Source organism: Bacteroides parvus (assembly GCF_017309675.2).
GTDB classification, from domain to species: Bacteria; Bacteroidota; Bacteroidia; order Bacteroidales; family Bacteroidaceae; genus Bacteroides; species Bacteroides uniformis.
On record NZ_CP084680.1, the window covers coordinates 2498261 to 2521210 of the forward strand.

General features: G+C 47.0%; 18 protein-coding genes. 7 read left to right on the top strand and 11 right to left on the bottom strand.

Annotated features, from left to right (window positions below; all coding sequences use genetic code 11):
- Positions 1–11: 11 nt before the first annotated feature.
- The 5 genes from JXR92_RS09955 to JXR92_RS09975 all read right to left on the bottom strand — a co-directional run bounded on the left by JXR92_RS09955 (position 12) and on the right by JXR92_RS09975 (position 6101).
- On the bottom strand, positions 12–653 hold the full coding sequence (locus JXR92_RS09955; protein WP_117600954.1) for a hypothetical protein: 642 nt from the start codon (positions 651–653) through the stop codon (positions 12–14).
- Between the two features lie 35 nt (positions 654–688).
- On the bottom strand, positions 689–2524 hold the full coding sequence (locus tag JXR92_RS09960) for a YgiQ family radical SAM protein (RefSeq protein ID WP_138345731.1): 1836 nt from the start codon (positions 2522–2524) through the stop codon (positions 689–691).
- The gene (locus tag JXR92_RS09965) at positions 2524–2739 is read right to left on the bottom strand and encodes a sulfurtransferase TusA family protein (protein WP_117600952.1); all 216 of its coding nucleotides are present in this window, start codon (positions 2737–2739) and stop codon (positions 2524–2526) included. Before JXR92_RS09965 ends, JXR92_RS09960 begins: the two co-directional genes overlap by 1 nt.
- A complete protein-coding gene (locus JXR92_RS09970) occupies positions 2740–3060 on the bottom strand; it encodes a hypothetical protein (RefSeq protein WP_117600951.1) in 321 nt (106 codons plus the stop codon).
- 119 nt (positions 3061–3179) lie between these two features.
- A complete protein-coding gene (locus JXR92_RS09975) occupies positions 3180–6101 on the bottom strand; it encodes a golvesin C-terminal-like domain-containing protein (protein WP_138345728.1) in 2922 nt (973 codons plus the stop codon).
- A 140-nt stretch (positions 6102–6241) separates the two neighbouring features.
- On the opposite strand from JXR92_RS09975, the gene JXR92_RS09980 reads away from it, so the two are divergent.
- Positions 6242–8053, top strand: a complete 1812-nt coding sequence (locus tag JXR92_RS09980; RefSeq protein ID WP_138345726.1) for a glycoside hydrolase family 2 protein — start codon at positions 6242–6244, stop codon at positions 8051–8053.
- Between the two features lie 89 nt (positions 8054–8142).
- Here the strand turns inward: JXR92_RS09980 and JXR92_RS09985 are convergent, their stop codons facing one another.
- On the bottom strand, positions 8143–10134 hold the full coding sequence (locus tag JXR92_RS09985) for a glucosamine-6-phosphate deaminase (protein ID WP_117600948.1): 1992 nt from the start codon (positions 10132–10134) through the stop codon (positions 8143–8145).
- Positions 10135–10632: 498 nt separating this feature from the next.
- Between JXR92_RS09985 and JXR92_RS09990 the strand changes: the two genes are divergently transcribed.
- Positions 10633–11334, top strand: a complete 702-nt coding sequence (locus JXR92_RS09990; RefSeq protein WP_117600947.1) for an SIMPL domain-containing protein — start codon at positions 10633–10635, stop codon at positions 11332–11334.
- On the opposite strand, the gene JXR92_RS09995 is transcribed toward JXR92_RS09990, so the two are convergent.
- Genes JXR92_RS09995 through JXR92_RS10005 form a run of 3 tightly spaced genes read right to left on the bottom strand, consistent with a single transcriptional unit; the run spans position 11306 to position 12960 of the window.
- Positions 11306–12112 (bottom strand): amidohydrolase, encoded by an 807-nt coding sequence (locus JXR92_RS09995; RefSeq protein WP_131226009.1) that lies wholly within the window; start codon positions 12110–12112, stop codon positions 11306–11308. The two genes, JXR92_RS09990 and JXR92_RS09995, sit on opposite strands and share 29 nt — an antisense overlap.
- A gap of 22 nt (positions 12113–12134) precedes the next feature.
- On the bottom strand, positions 12135–12689 hold the full coding sequence (locus JXR92_RS10000) for a 1-acyl-sn-glycerol-3-phosphate acyltransferase (protein WP_117600945.1): 555 nt from the start codon (positions 12687–12689) through the stop codon (positions 12135–12137).
- Position 12690: 1 nt separating this feature from the next.
- Positions 12691–12960, bottom strand: a complete 270-nt coding sequence (locus JXR92_RS10005; RefSeq protein ID WP_117600944.1) for a hypothetical protein — start codon at positions 12958–12960, stop codon at positions 12691–12693.
- A gap of 303 nt (positions 12961–13263) precedes the next feature.
- Here JXR92_RS10005 and JXR92_RS10010 point away from each other — a divergent pair, with 303 nt between their 5' ends.
- The 3 genes from JXR92_RS10010 to JXR92_RS10020 are packed head-to-tail and all read left to right on the top strand — an operon-like array spanning position 13264 to position 19050.
- A complete protein-coding gene (locus JXR92_RS10010) occupies positions 13264–14538 on the top strand; it encodes an efflux RND transporter periplasmic adaptor subunit (protein ID WP_117600943.1) in 1275 nt (424 codons plus the stop codon).
- A gap of 7 nt (positions 14539–14545) precedes the next feature.
- Entirely contained in the window at positions 14546–17656 is a 3111-nt protein-coding gene (locus tag JXR92_RS10015; RefSeq protein WP_117965466.1) for an efflux RND transporter permease subunit, read from the top strand.
- A gap of 17 nt (positions 17657–17673) precedes the next feature.
- Complete coding sequence (locus tag JXR92_RS10020; protein WP_117600941.1) at positions 17674–19050, top strand: efflux transporter outer membrane subunit; 1377 nt, start codon at positions 17674–17676, stop codon at positions 19048–19050.
- Between the two features lie 81 nt (positions 19051–19131).
- On the opposite strand, the gene JXR92_RS10025 is transcribed toward JXR92_RS10020, so the two are convergent.
- The gene (locus JXR92_RS10025) at positions 19132–19638 is read right to left on the bottom strand and encodes a cold-shock protein (RefSeq protein WP_119961975.1); all 507 of its coding nucleotides are present in this window, start codon (positions 19636–19638) and stop codon (positions 19132–19134) included.
- A 79-nt stretch (positions 19639–19717) separates the two neighbouring features.
- Complete coding sequence (locus tag JXR92_RS10030) at positions 19718–20023, bottom strand: RNA recognition motif domain-containing protein (RefSeq protein WP_117600939.1); 306 nt, start codon at positions 20021–20023, stop codon at positions 19718–19720.
- A gap of 307 nt (positions 20024–20330) precedes the next feature.
- Between JXR92_RS10030 and JXR92_RS10035 the strand changes: the two genes are divergently transcribed.
- Both JXR92_RS10035 and JXR92_RS10040 read left to right on the top strand, forming a co-directional pair.
- Positions 20331–21977: a diphosphate--fructose-6-phosphate 1-phosphotransferase gene (locus JXR92_RS10035; protein ID WP_117600938.1), complete on the top strand. Its 1647-nt coding sequence runs from the start codon at positions 20331–20333 to the stop codon at positions 21975–21977.
- A gap of 69 nt (positions 21978–22046) precedes the next feature.
- Positions 22047–22919, top strand: a complete 873-nt coding sequence (locus JXR92_RS10040; protein ID WP_171030441.1) for a glycoside hydrolase family 25 protein — start codon at positions 22047–22049, stop codon at positions 22917–22919.
- The last annotated feature ends 31 nt before the right edge of the window (positions 22920–22950 follow it).

Genomic DNA, 22950 nt, shown 5'->3' on the forward strand with positions numbered 1-22950 from the left:
CACTCCTGCCACTAACGTCCGAACTGCAAGGAGAATCCCAAATTGAAGAAAGTGATGTTGTTTTTGAACCAGCTATGATCTACTCCGTCATCATAGCCGTCCGTGTTGTAAAGTCGTGCATCGGGGTTGGCAAACCAGTCTGCTGTTAGGAAATCACAGCGAATCATACCCGAGAGTTTACAGCTGATGCGGAACTCATAGCCTGCAGCGAAAGTTATTCCACAATATCCTTTATGGAAAAGGTGTCCGTTCCGTTCACCGCGTTTATATGTCCGTTCTTGATAGTTCATATACCCGATGCCGAATGATAGGAACAGTCCTTGATTACCGTTGCTCCACAAGGGACGGTATGTGATGTTGGGGCGTATGCAGTGCAGATGTGCCTTATCCGGTAGGCGGGCCATGCGCAGATAGTCATATTGAAGTCCCATGGCAAATAGGGGCGTGATGTAGTAGCGGCCTTCTGTCATGAGGTCATATCCCACCCGGTTGCCGTTCTTGCTGAAGAAGTCGTTGCGGTTTCCTTCTACATGGGGCAAGGAAACACCGCCACCAAGGATGATGCTGTAATTTTGCGGTAGGCATTCGCTTTGTGCCAGCATCCCTGTCACTCCGATGGAGAGTAGGGATAGACAGAGGAGGAATCGTTTCATGCAGTTGCTGTGAGTTTCTTGGAAATATCGTATTTTTATCGTTTCCCGTATAGCTTGTCTATCAAATCCGTCCGTCCTATCCGCCGCAGTTCGTTTATGATGTTCCTGCGCTCTTCGGGTTTGTACCAGAAGAAGAATTGGCGTTGAGCCAGTTTCTCGCGCTGCGTTTTGGCACTGAATACCGGTTCCAGCGTATAAGGATGGAAGCCCGTGTACCATGCTTCGGTGGCAACGGTCATGGGAGTAGGGGTAAAGTCTTGCACTTGCTCCAGATGGAAGTCCAGTCGCTTGGTGATGACGGCAAGCTCCGCCATATCCTCTTCCTTGCATCCGGGATGACTGCTGATGAAATAAGGGATGAGTTGTTGGCGCAGTCCTTCTTCACGGTTAATTCTGTCGAATATCTTCTTGAACTCACCGAACTGGCTGAACGGAGGCTTGCGCATGATGTTGAGCACGCGGTCTGACGTATGCTCCGGTGCTACCTTCAGGCGACCGCTGACATGGCGGGCAATGAGCTCGCGGGTATATTCCTGCGTACTTTTGTTAGTGTTCGGGTCCTTGCTCTGGTGCAGCAGCAGGTCATAGCGTACACCGCTGCCGATGAACGACTTCTTGATGCCGGGCAGGGCATCTACGGCATGATAGATGTCAAGCAGCGGACGGTGGTCTGTATTCAGATTGGGGCATACCTTGGGGTAGATGCACGACGGACGCTTACATTTCCTGCAGACGGCCTCATCCCGTCCCTTCATGCGGTACATATTGGCCGACGGGCCTCCCAAGTCACTTAAGTAACCCTTAAAGTCGGGCAGCTCCATGATAGCTTTCACCTCTTTCAGAACGCTTTCCTTGCTACGGCTTACGATGAACTTGCCCTGATGCGCGGAGATGGTGCAGAAGGCACACCCTCCGAAACATCCGCGATGCAGGTTGACGGAGAACTTTATCATGTCGTATGCCGGAATACGTTTTCCCTTGTACTTGGGGTGGGGCAGGCGCGTATAAGGCAAGTCGAAAGAATGGTCGAGCTCTGCCTCCGTCAGGGGAGGATAGGGGGGATTGACTACCACTGTCTGTTTGCCGACCTTTTGTAACATGCGGGATGCTGTATATTTGTTGCTTTCCTCCTCGATATGACGGAAGTTGGCAGCTTCTTTCTTTTTATCCTTCAGACATTCTTCGTGGGAAAAGAGGGTAATATCTCCTTCTTCTGCAGCTACCTCCTTGTCGAGATAGACCATTTGCGGAATATCGGCAATGAGCTGTTTGAAGCCTTTGGTGTCCATTATTTGTTGGCATTTCAGCCTATTCGCAAGTTCCACCACCGGTTTCTCTCCCATGCCGTAGATGAGTGAATCGGCACCGCTGTCGAGGAGGATACTGGGGCGTACACGGTCTTGCCAATAGTCGTAGTGCGTCAAACGGCGCATACTTGCCTCGATGCCACCCAGTATGACGGGGACATCGGGAAATAGTTGCTTTAATATCCGGGTATATACAATGGAAGGATATTCGGGGCGCATATCCGGACGTGCGTCCGGTGTATATGCGTCATCACTGCGCAAGCGTTTGTTGGCAGTGTATTTATTGACCATCGAATCCATGCAGCCGGGACTGATGCCGAAAAACAGACGGGGGCGTCCCAGTTTCTTGAAGTCGCGTAAGTCGTCGCGCCAGTTAGGTTGGGGGACAATGGCTACGCGTAATCCTTCAGCTTCGAGGATACGACCTATGACGGCGGCTCCAAAAGACGGATGGTCCACGTAGGCATCACCGCTGAAAAGTATTACATCTAATTCGTCCCAACCACGCAGTTCCACTTCTTTCTTGGTGGTGGGAAGCCAGTCTGTAAGGCGATATTCTTTCATTAATACATTGTAAACTGTAATGTCATTCGTTCTCCGTCGTAAATCTCACGGAAACCTATCTGCTGCTCGGAAAGATACTCTTTCATGTCATTGAAGGCAGTGGCGTTGTCCATGATGATTTCCAGCTTCTCGCCTTTCCCGGCCTTGCACATGGCTTTTATGGCAGGGATTAGAGGGCTGTAATGCTGTTGTCCGCAGGTATCGATGGTTTTCATTTATTCTTCTTCTATTTCTATAGTGCCTTGTTGGGAAAGCCATTGCAGATAGAGCTTAATGAGTTGCTGCAGTCCGAAGGCCTTCATGTTGTTGTGATAGATAACGTCGATGCAGAGGTCGAGTAGGTCTTTGCTATCTTCCTCTTGTGCGGCGATGAGGGAGCGAATGTTCAGTTTCAACTTGTCGAGCACTGTTTCGTCTACAATGCCGTTGCTGTCGATGAGATGGCGGAAGAGTCCGTACTTCTCAATGGTGGCAAGGTTTTCTTCTGAAACTTCTAAGCTGCGGGTTCCGCTGGGGTTGGCTTGTATGGTGTACATGATGTTTAATGTTTAGTGTTTAATGATTAATAGAAGCAAAGATAGTTTTTTCACCACAGATTACACAGATTTCTACAGATTATTTATAGGGATTGCTGTTTTTCTCTGTGTTGCTCTGCCTAATCTGTGGTGAGAAAGCGAAGTATCGAGGCCATAATTGCATTTCTGGACGTTTCTTCCCTGATACTTTCAAAAGGGAATCCCATGATGAAGGTGCGGTAATCGCTGCCTTGATAGGCCACGGCGGCAGATGCGTTGCCGGTGGCATAGGTCATGACTGGAAAAGCGGGAGACATGGGCAGGATGCAATCAGGGGAAGTGACCGGATAGTCCTGCTCATTCGGCAGTCGGGGAAGGGTGAAAGTACGCCCCAGCCCTTGGACAGCGATTTTATCCCCGTCTGTTTTCAAGGAATTTCCATACCGGTACTTCAGAATATTCTGGATAAAATCCCTATTACCCTGCGAATTGTCCATGTCGCTGCCCACATAGGCGCCGCTGACTAGGAGATTGCCTCCCGACCGGCAATACGAAGCCAATATGCGCTGCATGGATGAGGAGAATGTCTTGTAGTATGTATTGCGTGCCGGATTGCTGGAATTGTCTTCTTTTTCCAGCCCGAGGATATAGTCTACTATCGGATAGTCCTCTAAAGAGAGGATGCCTTTTTCCACAGCCTCATCGCTGCATGAGACGAAGCTGTAGTTACCGGCGGCTTGTATGGCCTTGCCGTGTATAAAGGGGTAATCGAAAGTATTTCCGATAATTTTCATACCTTCGTATTCCTCTCTACTCTCTCCCAGGCGTTTTCCCGCTTCCTTCCGGTTGAAGTTCTGCTGGGTACCGCAGAGGGAGATGTCATAGAGATAGGGAACGCCGGGATCTTGCGATAGGTCGAAACCTACAGTCTCGGGAGTGTCTATGACGGCCGGCCCACTGATACGGTCGAATCCGTTGACGATAAGTATCTGTCCTTTTTCCCGTTTGGCTTTATAGGCAGCAAGGATTTCCGAAGGGAAGCTTTCGCCGCCCCGATTCACGGCGGTTACTTTGAAGGAATAGACGATGCCCGGTTCTATTTTTACGGTATGGAACGGAGAACTGACACGTACGCCATTGTCAAATCCTCCACGTCCGATACGTGTATATACAATGTATTCGCGTGGTTTGGCAGTCGGTTCCAACGGGTCTTCCTTGCCTTGCCAGGAGAGCTCTAAAGTATTTTTCTTTTTACCGAAGCGGATGGCAAAGTGGCTGACGGGAAGCGGCTGGACCATGTACTCTTTCCCGTGCTGGTTGCATATATATTGCAGAATGGCTTTATAGAGTGCACGTCCGACGGTGAACTTGAAGTTGGGGTCATGCCCCAGACGCATATCTGCGAAGTTCTGGTGAGACAACAGTTCTACGATGGTGGAAGGAACGGCGGGCAGGCGCGTTTCACTATAGTTGCGGTTCCATAGGCTGCGACGTGTCCAGTCTACGTTGAAGGTGGAGCGGATGTCACGCTGCAACTGCGTCAGTAGGACGTCCGAGAGGTCGCGGGAGGCATGGCGGTCTGTACCGGCATTCAGCCTGCCGTTGTTGAAGTTGGTGGTATAAATGCCTAGAGTGCCTATAATCTCATTTTCCTTGCTGAAACCGGCATCGCTGTGCAGGGCCATACTCATTTCAAAGGGGATGCCCAAGCCTTCTTCTGCCGGGTTGAATACTGATTTCCCGGCAAGATAATTCACCGTACGGGAACGTGCGTTGATGTCATCGTTCATATCATTCTTCCCCTCGTAGCCTCCATAAACAGAGTAAGGCATGCCTGCCCATTGGGCAGAGTAGCGTGCGCCTTCCAGGTATCTGGGCAAGCCACTGGTTTGTCCTCCGCGGGCAATGTTGCCCATGCCTCCTCCAAAGCGGACGGCATCGGCACAGACCACGCCTTTCTCCTTGCTTTCGTTGCTCAATACCACCATGCCATAGTCATTCCGGCCTTTGTCGAAAGTGAATGTGCCGAGGTACACCCATGTGCCGCCTCCTATTTGCTGGTTCACCTTGAATTCTGTGACGCCTCCGTTGTGGAATACAAGGTATTTGGCATCGCTTACGCTGCCCGGCAGAGTCTGATAAGATACGTATACGGCATATTCTCCCGTTTCCGGAATATCGGGCACCCATTCGGCAAAAGCCTTGTCTTTCTTCTTTTCAGTTTTGGCAAAGCGTGCCGTACCGGTGAGGAAAGGGTTTTCATTGTCCTGATAGATTCGTTTCCGTTGGGCAAATCCGGGTTGGGAGGTCTGTTCCCAACGTGCTTTCCGGCTTTTCACGTCCAGATAGAGGGAACCTTGTCCTCCATCTCTGCTTAGGCTACCGTCATTGTCTACGATGACTTCCCGCTTTTGTGTGTCCCTTTCGCGGGGAGTGAATACATTGGCTCCTGCATTCTCCAGCATGGGCAGGAGGTAGGGCAGGATGAACGACTGGGTGAACTGGTCTTCCGTGGTGCAGAACAGCCTCGGGCGTTGCCATCCCCATTTGTTCTTGTCATTGATGTAATATTTCCCGTGGCTTTGCCAAAGGGCAATGTGATTTCCTTCCAGTCCTCGGGTGATTTCGTAGGGGCATGAAGTACGGGTTACCCAAGGTATACCTTTGTATTCCAAGTGACTGAACGTACGTGCCTTGTCTTTCTTCCCTTTCCGGTAGAGGTTGGGGATAAGCTCTTCAATGTTTTTCCCATCAGCAAAGACGGTGAGGTCGAAGTTGTTTACTGGTCCTGGTAGGATTTGTCCCAGATGGCGGTAAATGGCATCGACGGTTTCAGGCCGTAGAGGCTGGTAGGCAAAGCGCTCGTTTGCATAGACAAGTAATTTCTTCTTCCGGAAGTCAATGCGGAAACTGTCTAGCTTGCAGGTACCGATGTTGGTCGTATGGGTGGTGTATTCCTTAAAGAATGTCTGGAGGCGTTCTTCCACATTCTGCTCTAGTTCTTGTGCCGGAAGGAGGATTCCATATAAGAGCCATATGCCGGTTAGGATAAGTTTTTTCATATTGATGAAATAATGAAGTTGTCAATATCTGCTTTTATCAGACAGTGATGCGTGCAAAAGTACATAAAAGAAAGCTTCGTTGACGATTGCGGTTATTTTCTTTTTATTATTTTTGCAGACATATATAATATGTAAACCTTATGAAGACACTTTTGAAAAGCAGTATTGCCTTCCTTTTGCTTCTGGTACCGGTTTTGGCCTTCGGGCAGCAGGTTCTCCAAATCATGAATGTCGGTGCACGCCAGATAACGTCCCTTGACGGACAATGGAAAACGATTGTAGATCCCTTTGAAAACGGTTATTATGACTATCGTTTGAAGCCTTATGACGGCGGTTATGCCCAAGACAAGACTTATTCTGATAAGACCCAACTTCAAGAGTATGATTTTGAAACGGATAAACTGCTGTTTGTTCCCGGTGACTGGAATACACAACGGCCTCAGTTGTACTATTATGAAGGCACTGTGTGGTATCGAAAGCATTTTGAATACTCCCTGCAACCGGGCAAACGTCTTTTCCTCAACTTTGGAGCTGTTAATTATGAAGCCATTGTATGGCTGAACGGCAAACGTCTGGGCAGGCATATCGGTGGCTTTACTCCTTTTAATTTTGAAATTACCGGCCTTTTGAGGGAAGGTACCAATAGCCTCGTGGTGAAAGTCGATAACAAACGCCATCCCGAAGCTGTGCCTACGGTCAATGCCGACTGGTGGAATTTCGGTGGCATCACCCGGCCGGTTACCTTGATTGAAACGCCTTCGACTTACATACGTGATTATTACGTACAATTGAAGAAGAATGATAAAGATACGGTTGAAGGCTGGGTACAACTGGATGGTTCTGCCAAAGAGCAAAAGATAGTGCTGGATATTCCGGAACTGAAAGTGAAGAAAGAGGTTGTAACGGACTCCAACGGTTATGCTTCGTTCCAGGTAAAGGCCAAACCGGTCTTGTGGACTCCGGAAAAACCTAAGCTGTATGTGGTGAATCTGTCTTCCGAAACAGATAAAGTCTCTGATGAGATCGGCTTCCGGACTATCCGTACAGAGGGAACTAAAATACTGTTGAACGATGAAGAGATATTCTGCAGAGGTATCAGTATCCACGAGGAGACTCCCTACTATAGCGGGCGTGCCTATTCAAGAGACCATGCCCGTACTTTACTGAGTTGGGCAAAGGAGCTTGGATGCAATTTTGTCCGCCTGGCCCATTATCCCCACAATGAAGAGATGGTGCGTGAGGCAGAGCGCATGGGATTTCTGGTATGGTCGGAGATTCCGGTGTATTGGACTATTCATTGGGAGAATAAGGATACCTATCAGAATGCGGAACAGCAGTTGTGTGATATGATTGCACGTGACAAGAATCGATGTAACGTTATCATCTGGTCTATAGCCAATGAAACGCCTCTTAGTGAACCGCGCCTGGCATTCCTTACCAAGCTGGCAAACAAGGTCAGGAGTTTGGATAATGTCCGCTTGGTTGGTGCGGCGATGGAGAAGGAAGAAGTTCGTCCGGGCGTTATGACTGTGAATGACCCGTTGGGAGAACTCCTTGACATTATCAGCTTTAATGAATATGTGGGTTGGTATGACGGCGATTCGGAAAAATGTGACCGTGTGAACTGGGTGTTCGATGCCCGGAAACCGGTCTTTATCAGCGAACTTGGAGGAGGTGCTTTGTATGGACGGCACGGTTCCAGGAAAGAACGGTTTACGGAGGAGTATCAGGAAGATTTGTATATCCGCCACGTGAATATGTTGAAGCGTATTCCGGGACTGGCCGGTACTACACCGTGGATACTGAAGGATTTCCGCTCTCCGAGGCGTCATGTACCCGAAATACAAGATGATTTTAATCGCAAAGGGCTGGTGTCTGATAAAGGACAGAAGAAAAAAGCTTTCTTTGTTTTGCAGAAATGGTACAGAGAATTGGAAGAGAGTTATAAATAGGATTTGTCCGATACATATTAAAAAAAGAGGCTGTCTCCATAATGAAAATTTGGAGACAGTCTCTTTTTATTTTTTTATATTTCATCCGTTTATAGCGGAATGTATTCCACGAAGGCCTCCATCGCTTCATAGGAAGCAAGTCCGAGGCTGTCGTACAAGGCGGCTGTTCCGCGGTTGCGGTCTTCACTGCGTTGCCAGAACAGACGTTCGTCATTGCCCAGGAACGGTGCACTTTCCATTTGTGACTGATGCTTCAGGATAGAGTTACGCTTGGCACGCAGTTCCTCCGGGCTGATGGGCACAGCCATTTCGATATTTTCGATTTCCCATTCTGCCCATGCACCGCGGTACATCCAGATGCGGCATTCCTTCAACCATTTGGCACCTTCTTCTTTTTCCAGGTCGATGGCGGCAAATACGGCATCCGTACAAACACGGTGTGTTCCGTGCGGGTCGGCTAGGTCACCGGCAACGAAAATCTGATGGGGTTTCACTTCACGCAACAAGTTGCGTACGATTTCCACGTCTGCTTCGCTGATAGGATTCTTCTGTATCTTGCCCGTTTCGTAGAACGGCAGGTCGAGGAAGTGGCAGTGATCCAAAGGTATGTTATTGTATGTACATGCGGTACGTGCTTCGCCACGACGAATCAGCCCCTTGATGGTCAGGATGTCGCGTGTATCCATGTCACCGTCTTTCTTCTCCTTCAGATACTTGCGGATTTCGGCATATTTGTCGTTGATAACCTGGTCCTCACTGTTGTTGAAGATTTGGTTGAACCCGTTGATGAAGTGCAGGAAACGGATAACTTCTTCATCGCCTACGGCAATGTTACCGGAAGTTTCGTAAGCCACATGCACGTCATGTTTCTGTTCTACCAGACGACGGATGGTACCTCCCATAGAGATAACGTCGTCATCGGGATGCGGAGAGAATACGACCACGCGTTTGGGATAGGGCTTTGCACGTTCAGGGCGATAGGTGTCGTCTGCGTTCGGCTTGCCGCCCGGCCATCCGGTGATGGTATGCTGCAGGTCATTGAATATCTTGATGTTCACGTTATAGGCTGAGCCGAACAATGCCAGCAGTTCACTCAAACCGTTTTCATTGTAGTCCTTGTTGGTCAGCTTCAGAATGGGTTTTCCGGTGAGTTGGCATAGCCAGACGATGGCGCTGCGGATGAGCTTGTCGTTCCATTCGCAGGAAGTTACCAGCCAGGGGCGTTGGATACGTGTCAAGTTGGCGGCGGCAGACAAGTCGATAGCTACATGTGCATTGTTGTGGGTCTGTAGATAAGATGCAGGGATAGTATCTGTTACCGGACCTTCAACGCATTCTTTCACCTTTTGTGCTTTCTCCTCACCCCATGCCAGTAGATATATTTTCTTTGCCGAGAGGATGGTGGCTACTCCCATGGTGATGGAGCTGATGGGGGTATTTTCAATGCTACCGAACATTTTGGAAGCTTCATTGCGGGAATCGCTGTCCAGCAATATCAGACGGGTGGTAGAGTTCTGGCGTGAACCCGGTTCGTTGAAACCGATGTTACCTACACGACCAATGCCCAGCAAAGCGATATCTAAGCCACCGAAACTTTCAATGCGCTGCTCGTAAAGACGGCAATATTCAAAGATGGTGTCTTTGGCGATGGTGCTGTCGGGGGTGAAAACATTCTGTTTGTCAATGTCCACATGGTCTATCAGCATTTCCTTCAATGCGTTGAAGTTACTGTTGATGGCATTGGGAGCTAATGGATAATATTCGTAGAGGTTGAATATGACTACGTTGCGGAAACTTAATCCCTCTTCCTGGTGCATACGTACCAAGTTTGCATATACATTGCGCGGAGAGTTACCGCCTGCCAGTGCCAAGACACAGAAACGTCCCGCCTTTTGCTTGTCACGGATTAACTGTGCAATGTCAAGGGCAATTTGGTTGGCGCCTTCTTCTGCAGACTCATAAATATCTGTAGGGATTTTTTCCAGTCGGGTCAATACCGACCGTTCAAATGCATTCTCAGGTCTGTAGTACCTGGGGGAGACTCTGTTGAGAGTGATTTGAGAGCTTAGATTGGTTTTCATAAAATTTATTATTAATAAATGATTAAGTATTGTACTGTTCTTTCAATCAACAAATATACGAAAAACAATGTTCATCCGCATATTGCTGAAGATTAATTAAGAAATACTGTTCGTCCCATATCTCATATGGGGTTTGACAGCCGTACGGAAAGTGTCTTCGGTACATTCCATAAAGTCATGGCCAATCGCCACCGTGAGTATGGATTTTACGTTGGGTCAACATAGGATTTAGGGGTTAGAATTATTAAATTAATCATGTTGTCGCTTTGACATTGTTTCGAAGGACAAAAATAGGTACTTTTTGGAGAAGATGTACTCTTTCTTTGGGGTATTTTCATTAAATACTCTAAAAAAGCGGATTGGGTGCATTTTGTATAATGTCTCGTTCGTTTGGGGTATAAGTGAGGATAATCATATAAAAATAGACCATTCATTGCACTTTTTGTCGTTTGGGTTTGTTATATTTGTGTGTGTTTATAAACTCTAAAATATTAATGTATGAAAAGCTGGAAAGTAGAAGCAGCCATCATAGCTGTGGGGTTGCTTTTGTTGGGAATCATGGTAAAAGGCGGTATCAACAATTTTGTGAATAAGGATCGTGTAGTCAGTGTGAAAGGGTTGGCTGAGATGGAAGTACCTGCCGACAAAGTAGTCTGGCCTCTTGTCTACAAAGACATAGGTAATGATCCTGCACTGCTTTATGCCAATATGGAGAAGAAAAACGCTGCCATCGTGGGTTTCCTTGAAAACAACGGCATTGAGAAGGAGGAAATAAGTATTGCACCACCCGAAGTGATTGACATGCAGGCCGAACGTTATGTTGACCGCAACGTGGCTTATCGTTATAATGCCACGTCTGTCATCACTGTCACTTCCAAGAATGTGGATAGGGTACGTAAACTCATGTCCGGGCAAGCAGAACTCTTGAAGCAGGGCATTGCCATCACGGGAGGGGATTATAAATATAACGTGTCTTATGAATTTACCGGTCTCAATGAAGTGAAACCCAAAATGATAGAAGAAGCTACCAAAAATGCCCGTGCCGCAGCCGAGAAATTTGCTAAGGATTCGGACAGTGAACTGGGAAAAATCCGCAATGCCTCGCAAGGGCAGTTTTCCATCAGTGACCGCGATGCTTATACTCCTTATATAAAAAGCGTACGTGTAGTGACTACTGTGAACTATTATTTGAAGAAATAACGAACTCGTCCGCATCTTTCCAAGCGGGAAAATTTAACCTGAACTCCTGCAGGGAGGAAAGGCTGAGGGAGGCGGTGGCAGTTGTCTCTTCGTTGTCGGGTACAGTGGCAAGCACTTCCCCCTTCGGAGAGTAGACCACACTGCCTCCGCTGTGTGGAATGTCTCTGCCGTCTCTGCCGATACGGTTGACACCGCAGACATAACTGATATTTTCCAAAGCACGTGCTTGCAACAGAATGTCCCAGACTTTCCGGCGGGAAACGGGCCAGTTGGCAACATAAATAAGAAGGTCGTATTCGCTGTGCTTATTGCGGCTCCAAACTGGGAAGCGGAGGTCATAACATACAAGCAACAGTATGTTCCAGCCGCGATACTGGATAATGGGACGTTGGCAGCCGGAAGTGAAATGCTCTGTTTCGTGTCCCATCCGGAAGAGGTGTCGTTTGTCGTAATAGTAGGCATTGCCTTCGGGCGTAAGGAAGAATGCACGGTTGTAGTAGGAGGGATTTCCTCCTTTCGAGGCTGTTTCGCAGGCAATATAGCTGCCTGTAAGAGCGAGTTGGTATTCTTCAGACCATCGGCGCAGAGTCGTGATGGTTTCTCCCGTTGTAGGTTCGGCCAAGCTGCTGGTGTCCATACTGAAGCCAGTGGAGAATGTTTCCGGTAAAACAACAATCTCCGTTGTTCCACGAAGAGTTTCTAACTTCTCGCGGAGACGACGGAGATTTTCTTGTTTATTTTCCCAGACAATGTCTGTTTGCAGAATGCTTATTCGCATGACATTAATGCTTAATACCTGATTAGATATTTCCTAAATCAAAATTTTCGGGATTTTTTCCTTTAAAGTTCTTGAAGTACAGTTTTATCTCGCGCATATCCTTTTCTATGTCTCCGGTAGGCATGACAGTTTTGGTAGAGGAGATGGTCTTGGAAGGATAATCAATCCCGATAAGCATAATGGGTACTTGTGCTTTCAGTGCTATGTAATAAAAGCCTTTCTTCCAGTTTGGATTGGCTTTACGGGTTCCTTCGGGAGTGATGGCCAGATGGAAATGCTTACTGGCGGCAAACCTTTCTGTCATTTGGTCTACCAAGGAAGACTTGCGCCCCCGGTTCACCGGAATGCCGCCAACGGCTTTGAATATCACTCCAAGAGGAAAAAAGAACCATTCCTTTTTCATCATGAAGCTGGTTTTACGGCCGATGGCACCATAAAACAATTTACCGATAAATAAGTCCCAATTGGAAGTATGGGGTGCCGCACAAATTACACATTTGTCGTAGTTGGGCACCGTCACATTTGTCTTCCAGCCCAGCAGACGATAATAAATGAAGCTATAAAAGGCTTTCTTCATCTTATTTCAGTTTGCCCATTGCATTAATAATCTCGTCTACTTTTGCATTGAAGTCAGTACGAAGTTTTTTGTAGAAACCTTTTACATTTCCTGGTTCGGTATGGCTGATGCGGCTTATGAATTCATCTTGCATTTTTAGAATTTCAGCCATCAGTGTATCGGCTTTTTGTTTGTCTGTTCCAGGTACATATAAGCTATTTACAAGACACTCTGTGAATAATTCACCCGCAATATAGTTTATATTCTTTTTTAGTTCTTTTCTACTTGCCATAATCTTTACGTTTAAAATGAATAATCTGAGTTATTTTCGGTAAAGATAATGTTTTTCTTTGTTAGTGTAGAGGAAAAAAGGGTTTTTATGTGTTTTTAATTTATTACTTTTGTGGAATAATTCTACAAACTGTGGATGTATTCCACAAGGTAAAATGGAAGATGCCCCCATGAATAAAGAATTACTATCTTATCTTCTGTCTGATATATAGCTTATTAGATGTAACGGATAAGATAGTGGTGGATTGGCATCGAATTTGCTTTGATAGAAGGAAATAGGGTTAAATTTAATAGACAAACAAGCATGAAACAGTTTTTTACGAAAAAAGAATTAAAGCTGAAGAAGAAGAGGCTACTGATGATGGTTGCCTGCATGACGGTATTGTTGGCTGGTTATTTTATTCTGACTTGGCCTAAGAAGGTTGAACCGGAAGCTCCTACCGTAATCGTAGAATCTGCAGAAAAAGGAGATGTAGAGATATATGGTGAGTACGTGGGACGTATTCGTGCCCAGCAGTTTGTAGAGGTACGTGCGCGTGTGGAAGGGTATTTGGAGAATATGCTTTTTGCAGAAGGAACATATGTCACCAAGAACCAGGTGCTTTTTGTAATAAACCAGGACCAGTATAGGGCAAAGGCTGACAAAGTCCGTGCACAGTTAAAGAAGGATGAAGCGCAGGCATTGAAGGCAAAACGTGATTTGGAGCGTATCCGCCCCCTTTATGCGCAGAACGCTGCCAGCCAGCTGGATTTAGACAATGCCCAGGCTGCTTATGAGACTGCAGAGGCCTCGGTAGCGATGAGCCAGGCCGATTTGGATCAAGCTGAATTGGAATTGGGGTATACATTGGTCCGTTCTCCGCTATCGGGACATATCAGTGAAAGAAATGTGGATTTGGGAACATTGGTCGGACCGGGAGGCAAGTCCTTGCTGGCTACGATTGTGAAAAGCGATACAGTTCTGGTAGACTTCAGTATGACGGCATTGGATTACCTGAAAAGCAAGGAACGGAATATCGATATAGGGCGTCAGGACTCGACGCGTTCCTGGCAGCCGAACATTACGATTACTTTGGCGGATAATACTATTTATCCTTATAAGGGGTATGTGGACTTTGCCGAACCTCAGGTGGACCCGCAGACGGGAACATTCTCCGTACGTGCAGAAATGCCGAATCCTGACAGAGTGTTGTTGCCGGGGCAGTTTACAAAGGTGAAGCTGTTGCTGGATGTACGTGAGGGTGCTGTCGCCGTTCCTCAAAAGGCAGTTACCATTGAGAAAGGTGGTGCATATATTTTTGTGATGCGCCGGGACTCTACGGTTGAAAAGCGTTTCATTGAGTTGGGACCTGAATTTGGCAACAATTGGGTGGTTGAACGTGGTCTGGCTGCCGGAGAACAAATTGTGACGGAAGGTTTCCACAAGCTGACTCCGGGTATGAAAGTACGTGCCCAGGTTGCCGTTCCTAAAAAGGAGGAAGAACAGACGAGTGATTCTCTGAACAAGCAGGTTGTTTCCGAAACGAAGCAGACTACTCCGACTGAGAATAAATCAAAGGACAACAACCCTTCAAAGTAATGATGTTATGAAAGTAAGTTTCTTTATAGACCGCCCGGTATTCTCGGCGGTGATATCGATTGTGATTGTAATTGTCGGTATCATTGGCCTGACCATGCTGCCGGTAGACCAATATCCACAGATAACGCCTCCAGTAGTGAAAATCAGTGCTTCCTATCCGGGAGCTAGTGCATTGACTGTTTCGCAGGCGGTGGCAACCCCTATCGAGCAGGAGATAAACGGTACTCCCGGTATGCTATATATGGAGTCCAACAGTTCCAATTCTGGAGGATTTTCGGCTACGGTCACTTTCGACGTGTCTGCCGATCCGGATTTGGCTGCCGTAGAAATACAGAATCGTGTGAAACTGGCGGAGAGCCGTTTGCCGGCCGAAGTGATTCAAAACGGTATTTCTGTGGAAAAGCAGGCTCCCAGCCAGTTGATGACCATCTGTCTGACTTCCAGTGACCCGAAGTTCGACGAAATTTATTTGAGTAACTTTGCTACTATCAATGTACTCGACTTGTTGCGCCGTATCCCCGGTGTTGGACGTGTTTCCAACATTGGCAGTCGCTACTATGCCATGCAGATATGGGCGTTGCCCGACAAACTTGCCAACTTCGGACTGACGGTGCAGGATTTGCAGAATGCCCTGAAGGACCAGAACCGTGAGTCTGCTGCGGGTGTTTTGGGACAACAGCCGGTGAATGGGCTCGACATTACTATCCCTATCACTACCCAGGGACGCTTAAGTTCGGTAAAGCAGTTTGAGGATATTGTGGTCCGTGCCAATGCCAACGGTTCCATTATTCGTCTGCGCGATGTGGCTCGTGTTTCATTGGAAGCATCTTCATATAGTACGGAGAGTGGAATCAACGGTGAGAATGCTGCTGTTCTCGGTATTTATATGCTTCCCGGGGCCAATGCAATGGAAGTTGCAAAAAGCGTGAAGGCTGCTATGGAGGAAATCAGTGCAAATTTCCCTGAGGGGATGAGTTATGAGATTCCCTTCGACATGACGACTTATATTTCCGAATCCATTCACGAGGTATACAAGACGTTGTTCGAAGCGCTGATTCTGGTGGTACTGGTCGTATTTCTTTCCTTGCAAAGTTGGCGTGCGACGGTGATACCGATTGTTGCGGTACCTATTTCCCTGATTGGTACCTTCGGTTTCATGCTTATTTTCGGTTTCTCTCTGAACATACTGACTTTGCTTGGATTGATTCTCGCTATCGGTATTGTGGTGGATGATGCCATTGTGGTGGTGGAGAACGTAGAGCATCTTATGGAGACGGAGAAATTGAGCCCGTATGAAGCTACCAAAAAGGCGATGAATGGATTGGCAAGTGCCTTGATTGCTACATCATTGGTGCTCTGTGCCGTATTTGTACCGGTAAGTTTCTTGAGTGGAATCACCGGACAGTTATACCGTCAGTTTACCATTACTATCGCCGTTTCTGTGTTGCTTTCTACGGTAGTGGCCCTGACACTTAGTCCCGTCATGTGCTCGCTCATATTGAAACCCGACAATGGAAAGAAAAAGAACATAGTTTTCCGCAAAATCAATGAATGGCTGAACTTGGGCAATCACAAATATGTGGCTGTCATTAATCGGGTCATCAAGAATCCCCGCCGCTTAATGAGTGCGTTCGGGCTGGTACTGGTTGCTATTTTCATTATCCACCGGTTGGTGCCTACCAGCTTCCTGCCGGTAGAAGACCAGGGCTATTTTAAGATAGAGTTGGAGTTGCCGGAAGGTGCTACTTTGGAGCGAACCCGTGTGGTGACGGATCGTGCTGTGCAATACTTGGAGAAGAATCCCTATGTGGCCTATGTGCAGAACGTGACAGGTAGCAGTCCCCGTGTGGGTAGTAACCAGGCGCGCAGTGAGCTGACGGTTATCCTGAAACCGTGGGAAGAACGTAAGGGAATTTCCATCGATAAGATAATGGAGAATGTGGAGAAGGATTTGAAGGAATATCCCGAATGCAGGGTTTATCTTTCCACGCCTCCGGTCATTCCGGGATTGGGTACTTCGGGAGGTTTCGAAATGCAGCTTGAGGCGCGTGGAGAAGCAACGTTTGACAACCTGGTGCAGGCAGCAGATACACTGATGTATTATGCCCAGAAACATAAGGAGCTGACGGGGCTTTCATCATCCTTGCAGTCTGAAATACCGCAGCTTTATTTTGATGTGGACCGTGATAAGGTGAAAATGCTGGGTGTGCCCCTGGCGGATGTATTCTCTACCATGAAGGCTTATACCGGTTCTGTATATGTGAATGACTTCAATATGTTCAACCGTATATATAAGGTGTATATTCAGGCTGAGGCTCCTTATCGTGAGCATAAGGATAATATCAACTTGTTCTTTGTAAAGGCAAAGGACGGAGCGATGGTGCCGCTTACTTCCTTGGGAAATGCCTCTTATACCACCGGTCCGGGCAGTATCAAGCGTTTCAATATGTTTACTACTGCCGTCATCCGCGGTTCTGCGGCACAAGGTTACAGTTCCGGTCAGGCAATGGAGATTATGGAGCAGATTGCGCGTGACCACTTGCCAGACAATATTGGTCTGGAGTGGAGTGGCCTTTCCTATCAGGAAAAGAAAGCGGGAGGACAGACGGGCCTTGTGCTTACGCTGGTATTCCTTTTCGTATTCCTCTTTTTGGCTGCGCAATATGAAAGTTGGACGGTGCCTATCGCTGTATTGCTTTCACTGCCGGTTGCCGCTTTGGGTGCCTATCTGGGCGTTGTGATATGCGGATTGGAGAATGATATTTATTTTCAGATTGGCTTGGTGATGCTGGTGGGACTTGCGGCAAAGAATGCCATTTTGATTGTGGAGTTTGCCAAGGTGCAGGTCGACAAGGGAGGAGACTTGATACAGTCTGCCATCCATGCTGCCCAACTCCGTTTCCGCCCTATTCTGATGACTTCCCTCGCTTTTGTATTGGGAATGCTTCCTATGGTATTGGCAAGCGGACCTGGCTCGGCAAGCCGTCAGGCCATCGGTACGGGTGTTTTCTTCGGAATGATATTTGCCATTGTATTCGGTATTGTGCTTGTACCGTTCTTCTTTGTCCTGGTATACAAGACAAAAGCAAAAGTGCAGCATAAGATTAAGAAAGACTGATTTTAAAGACAACATTTATGAAAAGAAAGAACATATATATTATTTTGTTGCTGAGTATGTTTGCCCTTACCTCATGCAAGGTGGGCAAGAGCTATGTGCGTCCGGAGATGGCATTGCCAGATAGCCTGGCACAGCAGCAGGATAGCATGAGCATAGCCGATGAACAGTGGCAGGCGGTTTATACGGACAGCACGCTGCGTGGTTTGATAGATCGTGCTCTGGAATATAACAAAGACATGCTGATCGCAGCTTCCCGTGTCAAGGAGATGGCTGCTCAAAAACGTATCAGTGTTGCCAACCTTCTGCCGCAGCTCACCGGAAAAGTGGAGGCTGAGCGTGAGGTGGAGAATTACGGTGGTCATAGCCGTGATGTAGGCAATTCTTACGAAGCCAAGGCATTGCTCTCTTGGGAACTGGACCTTTGGGGAAACTTGAGATGGAAGAAGGTGGCTGCTGTGGCCGAATATCTGCAAAGTGTGGAGGCGCAGCGTGCGTTGCGCATGACTATCGTTGCGGAAGTGGCGCAGGCGTATTATGAGCTGGTAGCCCTTGATACGGAACTGGAGATTGTACGCCAGACACAAAAGGCGCGCGAAGAGGGAGTGCGCTTGGCCCGTATTCGTTTTGAAGGCGGGCTGACCTCGGAGACCTCTTATCAGCAGGCTCAAGTGGAGTTAGCCCGTACGGCTACGCTTGTTCCGGATTTGGAGCGCCGTATCTCTCTGAAAGAAAATGATATCTCTTTCCTTGTGGGGGAATTTCCTACCCGTATCAAGCGTGTCAATTTTCTGCAGGAATTGGATGTGCCGGAGTCCTTACCGGTAGGTCTGCCTTCGGATTTGTTGGAACGTCGCCCCGATGTCCGTGCGGCAGAGCAGCAGTTGAAGGCTGAACATGCCAAAGTGAAAGTTGCTTATACCAATATGTTCCCCCGTCTGGCCCTGACCGGACAATTTGGATTGGAAAGTGATGTGTTGTCCAATTTTCTGGAATCCCCCTATTCCTTATTGAATGGGGCGGTCTTGGCACCGCTTTTCGGTTGGGGAAAGAACCGTGCTGCACTGAAAGCGCAGAAGGCTTCTTTTGAAGCCGAAGTGCATAGTTATGAAAAGACTGTGCTGAATGCTTTTAAGGAAGCGAAGAATGCCATTGTGGATTTCAATAAGATAAAGGAGGTCTACCAACTGCGTGCCAAACTTGAACGCTCTGCCAAGGGATATGTGGATTTGGCACAGTTGCAATACATCAACGGCGTCATCAATTATATGGATGTGCTCGACGCCCAGCGTGGTTATTTTGATGCCCAAATAGGGGTAAGCAATGCCATCCGCGACGAACTTATTGCCATGGTAAATGTCTATAAGGCATTGGGGGGCGGCTGGCAAACCGAATGACGTGTGATTAAAGAAAACTGTAAGGGCGTGTATATACTATCAAATATTTCGGTACATACACGCCCTTTTTCTATAATTGGCTTATTTCATCTGGGATTCTGTATTTAGAGTCTCCTTGTCTTCTTTCTTTTTCTTTGCCTTTTCTACTTCAAGAGCTACGTTTACGGCATTCATGCCTTTAAGGCCACGTTCAAGGTCGAACGTCACAATATTGCCTTCTGTTATATCTGTCAGCACATTATTAATGTGAAAAAAGTATTTTTCGACTCCGGATAAGTCCTTGATGAAGCCGAAGCCTTTCGATTCATTGAAAAATTCGATACGTCCTCTGCGGATGACCGGTTCTTCCTTGTCTTTTTTGGGAGTTGATATGACGATTTCTTCCAGCTTTATTTCTTCTTTAGGAGTGTTTTCTGCCGGAGGAGTAGAGGTTATCATGCCGTTTTCGTCAACATAGGCAATCATATCTTCAAAGCTGCTCGCTTTGTTGGATAGCTTTTTTTCTTCTTTCTTTTTCTGTTTTTCAGCCCGTCGGGCGAGTCTTTTCTTCTCATTTTCACGCTTGTCTGCGGAGATGGATTTGGCCATGTATTTTTATTTTTTTAGTTATAAAAAAAGCAGGGGGCATTGCTACAACACCTCCTGCTTCTGTCAGTAGTTAAGAATATTAATATCTTCTAGAGTTGTAACCGCCTCTTCTGTCGCGATTGCCGCCATTGGAAGGTCTTTCTTCTCTGGGGCGTGCCACGTTTACCGAGATTTGTTTGTGGTCAAATTCAGCACCGTTCAATTCGTCAATGGCTTTTTGGCCTGCTGTATCGTCCGGCATTTCTACGAAACCGAAACCTCTGGATCTTCTTGTTTCTCTGTCTGTAATGATTCTTGCAGAAGAAACTTCTCCGTACTCTGAAAATAAATCGTTTAAGTCAGCGTCTGTTGTGCTGAAATTTAAACCTGAAATGTAAATGTTCATTTGAAATTTTAATTAATTGTAATTATTAAATTGGAGTATGGAGAATAATTATGGAAGAGACCGCCTAATAATAGATGTATATTAAAAGAAGAACAATGCGATAACGACTCGTAACTCAAACTTTGCGACAAAGATAACACAATAAATCAGTTAATTGCTTTCTTCTCCTTTTTATTTTAGGATAAAAAACGATAAATGTCATTTTATACATTATTTCGGCTTCTCGTTTGCATATCTTACGAAAAAAAGCGAAATTTGCGACGCTTTTAAACGGAACTTTACTAACACCTTTAAATAATTAAGAGAAATGACTAAAAGTGCATTGCAAATTGCAAGGGCTGCCTATCAGCCCAAACTTCCGAAAGCGCTGAAAGGAACTGTTAAGGCTGCAGAAGGCGCAGCTACTCAGTCTGTTGCTGACCAGGAAGAAATCAAGAAATTGTTCCCCAACACGTACGGAATGCCTTTGATTAAGTTTGAAACTACCGATGAGGCGGTTGACTTCCCCGCAATGAACGTGGGTGTTATCCTTTCCGGTGGACAGGCTCCCGGCGGCCACAATGTGATTTCCGGTATTTTCGACGGTATCAAGAAGCTGAACAAAGACAGCAAATTGTATGGCTTTATTCTGGGTCCTGGCGGCTTGGTTGACCATAATTATATGGAACTGACTGCTGACATCATTGATGAATACCGCAATACGGGTGGTTTTGACATCATAGGTTCGGGCCGTACAAAGCTGGAAAAGGAAGAACAGTTTGAGAAAGGTTATGAAATCCTGAAGGAACTCGGCATCAAGGCACTGGTAATCATCGGTGGCGATGACTCCAACACCAATGCTTGCGTACTGGCTGAATACTATGCTGCCAAGAATTATGGTGTGCAGGTAATCGGTTGTCCCAAGACCATCGACGGTGACTTGAAGAATGATATGATTGAAACTTCTTTCGGTTTCGATACAGCTTGCAAGACTTACTCTGAAGTAATCGGCAACATCCAACGTGACTGTAACTCTGCCCGTAAATACTGGCACTTTATCAAGTTGATGGGACGTTCTGCTTCTCATATTGCTTTGGAATGTGCATTGCAGGTACAGCCCAATATGTGTATCATCTCTGAAGAGGTTGAAGCGAAGGATATGTCTTTGGACGATATTGTGACCAACATTGCCAAGGTCGTTGCCGAACGTGCAGCTCAGGGTAACAACTTCGGTACGGTTCTTATCCCCGAAGGATTGGTTGAATTCATCCCGGCCATGAAGCGTCTGATTGCTGAGTTGAACGACTTCCTTGCTGCCAATGCAGAAGAGTTTGCTCAAATTAAGAAATCTCACCAACGCGATTATATCATTCGTAAACTCTCTCCGGAGAATGCTGCCATCTACGCAAGCTTGCCCGAAGGCGTGGCTCGCCAGTTGTCTTTGGACCGCGACCCGCACGGAAACGTACAGGTATCTCTGATTGAAACAGAAAAGTTGCTGTCCGAAATGGTTGGCACTAAGCTGGCTCAGTGGAAAGAAGAGGGCAAGTTCGTAGGCAAGTTTGCTGCACAGCACCACTTCTTCGGTTACGAAGGACGTTGCGCTGCTCCGTCTAACTTCGACGCTGACTACTGCTACTCTTTGGGTTATGCAGCATCTGCATTGATTGCTAACGGAAAGACCGGTTACATGTCTTCTGTACGCAACACGACTGCTCCTGCCGAAGAATGGATTGCAGGCGGTGTGCCCATCACTATGATGATGAACATGGAACGTCGCCACGGTGAAATGAAGCCGGTTATCCAGAAGGCTCTGGTGAAGCTGGACGGTGCTCCGTTCAAGGCATTCGCGGCTCAGCGCGACCGTTGGGCTATGGAAACAGACTATGTTTATCCGGGTCCTATCCAGTACTTCGGTCCGACAGAAGTTTGCGACCAGGCTACGAAAACTTTGCAGCTGGAGCAGGCTAAATAAGTTGACGCATCAACAAGTTGACAATAAAACGGAGGGGCGGTTCATTCCGCCCTTTCTTTTCATTTACTCATGGCAACCAAGACCTCCACAAATACCCGGCGTAAAACTACTGCCGCACGTCGTTCTTCCTCTCCGCGGAGCAAGAAGAAAACGCAGCCGCGTACCATGCCCGTATGGTTGCGCAATCTTTTGGCGGTCTGTATCATTCTTGTTTTTTCTACCGGCTTTTACTGGTTTTTCATTCGTCCTTATGCTTATCGCTGGAAGCCTTGTTATGGCCAGAAAGGTTACGGTGTATGTATGCCTTGCAACTATGAGGTGCATGGCATAGACATATCCCATTATCAGGGAGAGATAGACTGGGAACTCCTGACACATAATAGAGAAGCCAAATTTCCTATCCATTTTATTTTTCTGAAAGCTACCGAGGGTGGCGACCATGGTGATGATACGTTTACGCAGAACTTCGGCCAGGCGCGTAAATACGGTTTTATCCGTGGTGCCTATCATTATTTTATCCCTAAGACCGATGCCCACAAGCAAGCCGATTTCTTTATCCGTACCGTGCAGCTGGCAAAGGGAGACCTGCCTCCCGTACTCGATGTGGAGACTACCGGCAAGCAGTCACCGCAGGAACTTAAAACGGCGGTCAAGACTTGGCTGGATAGGGTAGAGGCGCATTACGGCGTAAAGCCTATTCTTTATACTTCCTATAAATTCAAGAAACGCTATCTCAGCGATTCCATTTTCAATGCTTATCCTTATTGGATAGCTCATTATTATGTAGATTCCGTGCGCTATGAGGGCAAGTGGCACTTTTGGCAGCACACGGATGTAGGCACTGTGCCCGGTATCGAAGAAGAGGTGGATTTGAACGTCTTTAATGGTACAATGGAGGAACTTTTGGAGCTTACGTTGAAAACTCCTTGTATAGAGCGCTAAAGGTCAACTTTAGCTTCCTGATATTGACCTT

Coding starts and splice junctions, on each gene's coding strand:
- JXR92_RS10025 (WP_119961975.1), bottom strand. CDS start 19,638: ATGGCCAAATCCATCTCCGCAGACAAGCGTGAAAATGAGAAGAAAAGA.
- JXR92_RS09975 (WP_138345728.1), bottom strand. CDS start 6,101: ATGAAAAAACTTATCCTAACCGGCATATGGCTCTTATATGGAATCCTC.
- JXR92_RS09970 (WP_117600951.1), bottom strand. CDS start 3,060: ATGTACACCATACAAGCCAACCCCAGCGGAACCCGCAGCTTAGAAGTT.
- JXR92_RS10035 (WP_117600938.1), top strand. CDS start 20,331: ATGACTAAAAGTGCATTGCAAATTGCAAGGGCTGCCTATCAGCCCAAA.
- JXR92_RS09995 (WP_131226009.1), bottom strand. CDS start 12,112: ATGCGAATAAGCATTCTGCAAACAGACATTGTCTGGGAAAATAAACAA.
- JXR92_RS10030 (WP_117600939.1), bottom strand. CDS start 20,023: ATGAACATTTACATTTCAGGTTTAAATTTCAGCACAACAGACGCTGAC.
- JXR92_RS09980 (WP_138345726.1), top strand. CDS start 6,242: ATGAAGACACTTTTGAAAAGCAGTATTGCCTTCCTTTTGCTTCTGGTA.
- JXR92_RS09955 (WP_117600954.1), bottom strand. CDS start 653: ATGAAACGATTCCTCCTCTGTCTATCCCTACTCTCCATCGGAGTGACA.
- JXR92_RS09990 (WP_117600947.1), top strand. CDS start 10,633: ATGAAAAGCTGGAAAGTAGAAGCAGCCATCATAGCTGTGGGGTTGCTT.
- JXR92_RS09985 (WP_117600948.1), bottom strand. CDS start 10,134: ATGAAAACCAATCTAAGCTCTCAAATCACTCTCAACAGAGTCTCCCCC.
- JXR92_RS10005 (WP_117600944.1), bottom strand. CDS start 12,960: ATGGCAAGTAGAAAAGAACTAAAAAAGAATATAAACTATATTGCGGGT.
- JXR92_RS10020 (WP_117600941.1), top strand. CDS start 17,674: ATGAAAAGAAAGAACATATATATTATTTTGTTGCTGAGTATGTTTGCC.
- JXR92_RS10015 (WP_117965466.1), top strand. CDS start 14,546: ATGAAAGTAAGTTTCTTTATAGACCGCCCGGTATTCTCGGCGGTGATA.
- JXR92_RS10040 (WP_171030441.1), top strand. CDS start 22,047: ATGGCAACCAAGACCTCCACAAATACCCGGCGTAAAACTACTGCCGCA.
- JXR92_RS10010 (WP_117600943.1), top strand. CDS start 13,264: ATGAAACAGTTTTTTACGAAAAAAGAATTAAAGCTGAAGAAGAAGAGG.
- JXR92_RS09965 (WP_117600952.1), bottom strand. CDS start 2,739: ATGAAAACCATCGATACCTGCGGACAACAGCATTACAGCCCTCTAATC.
- JXR92_RS09960 (WP_138345731.1), bottom strand. CDS start 2,524: ATGAAAGAATATCGCCTTACAGACTGGCTTCCCACCACCAAGAAAGAA.
- JXR92_RS10000 (WP_117600945.1), bottom strand. CDS start 12,689: ATGAAGAAAGCCTTTTATAGCTTCATTTATTATCGTCTGCTGGGCTGG.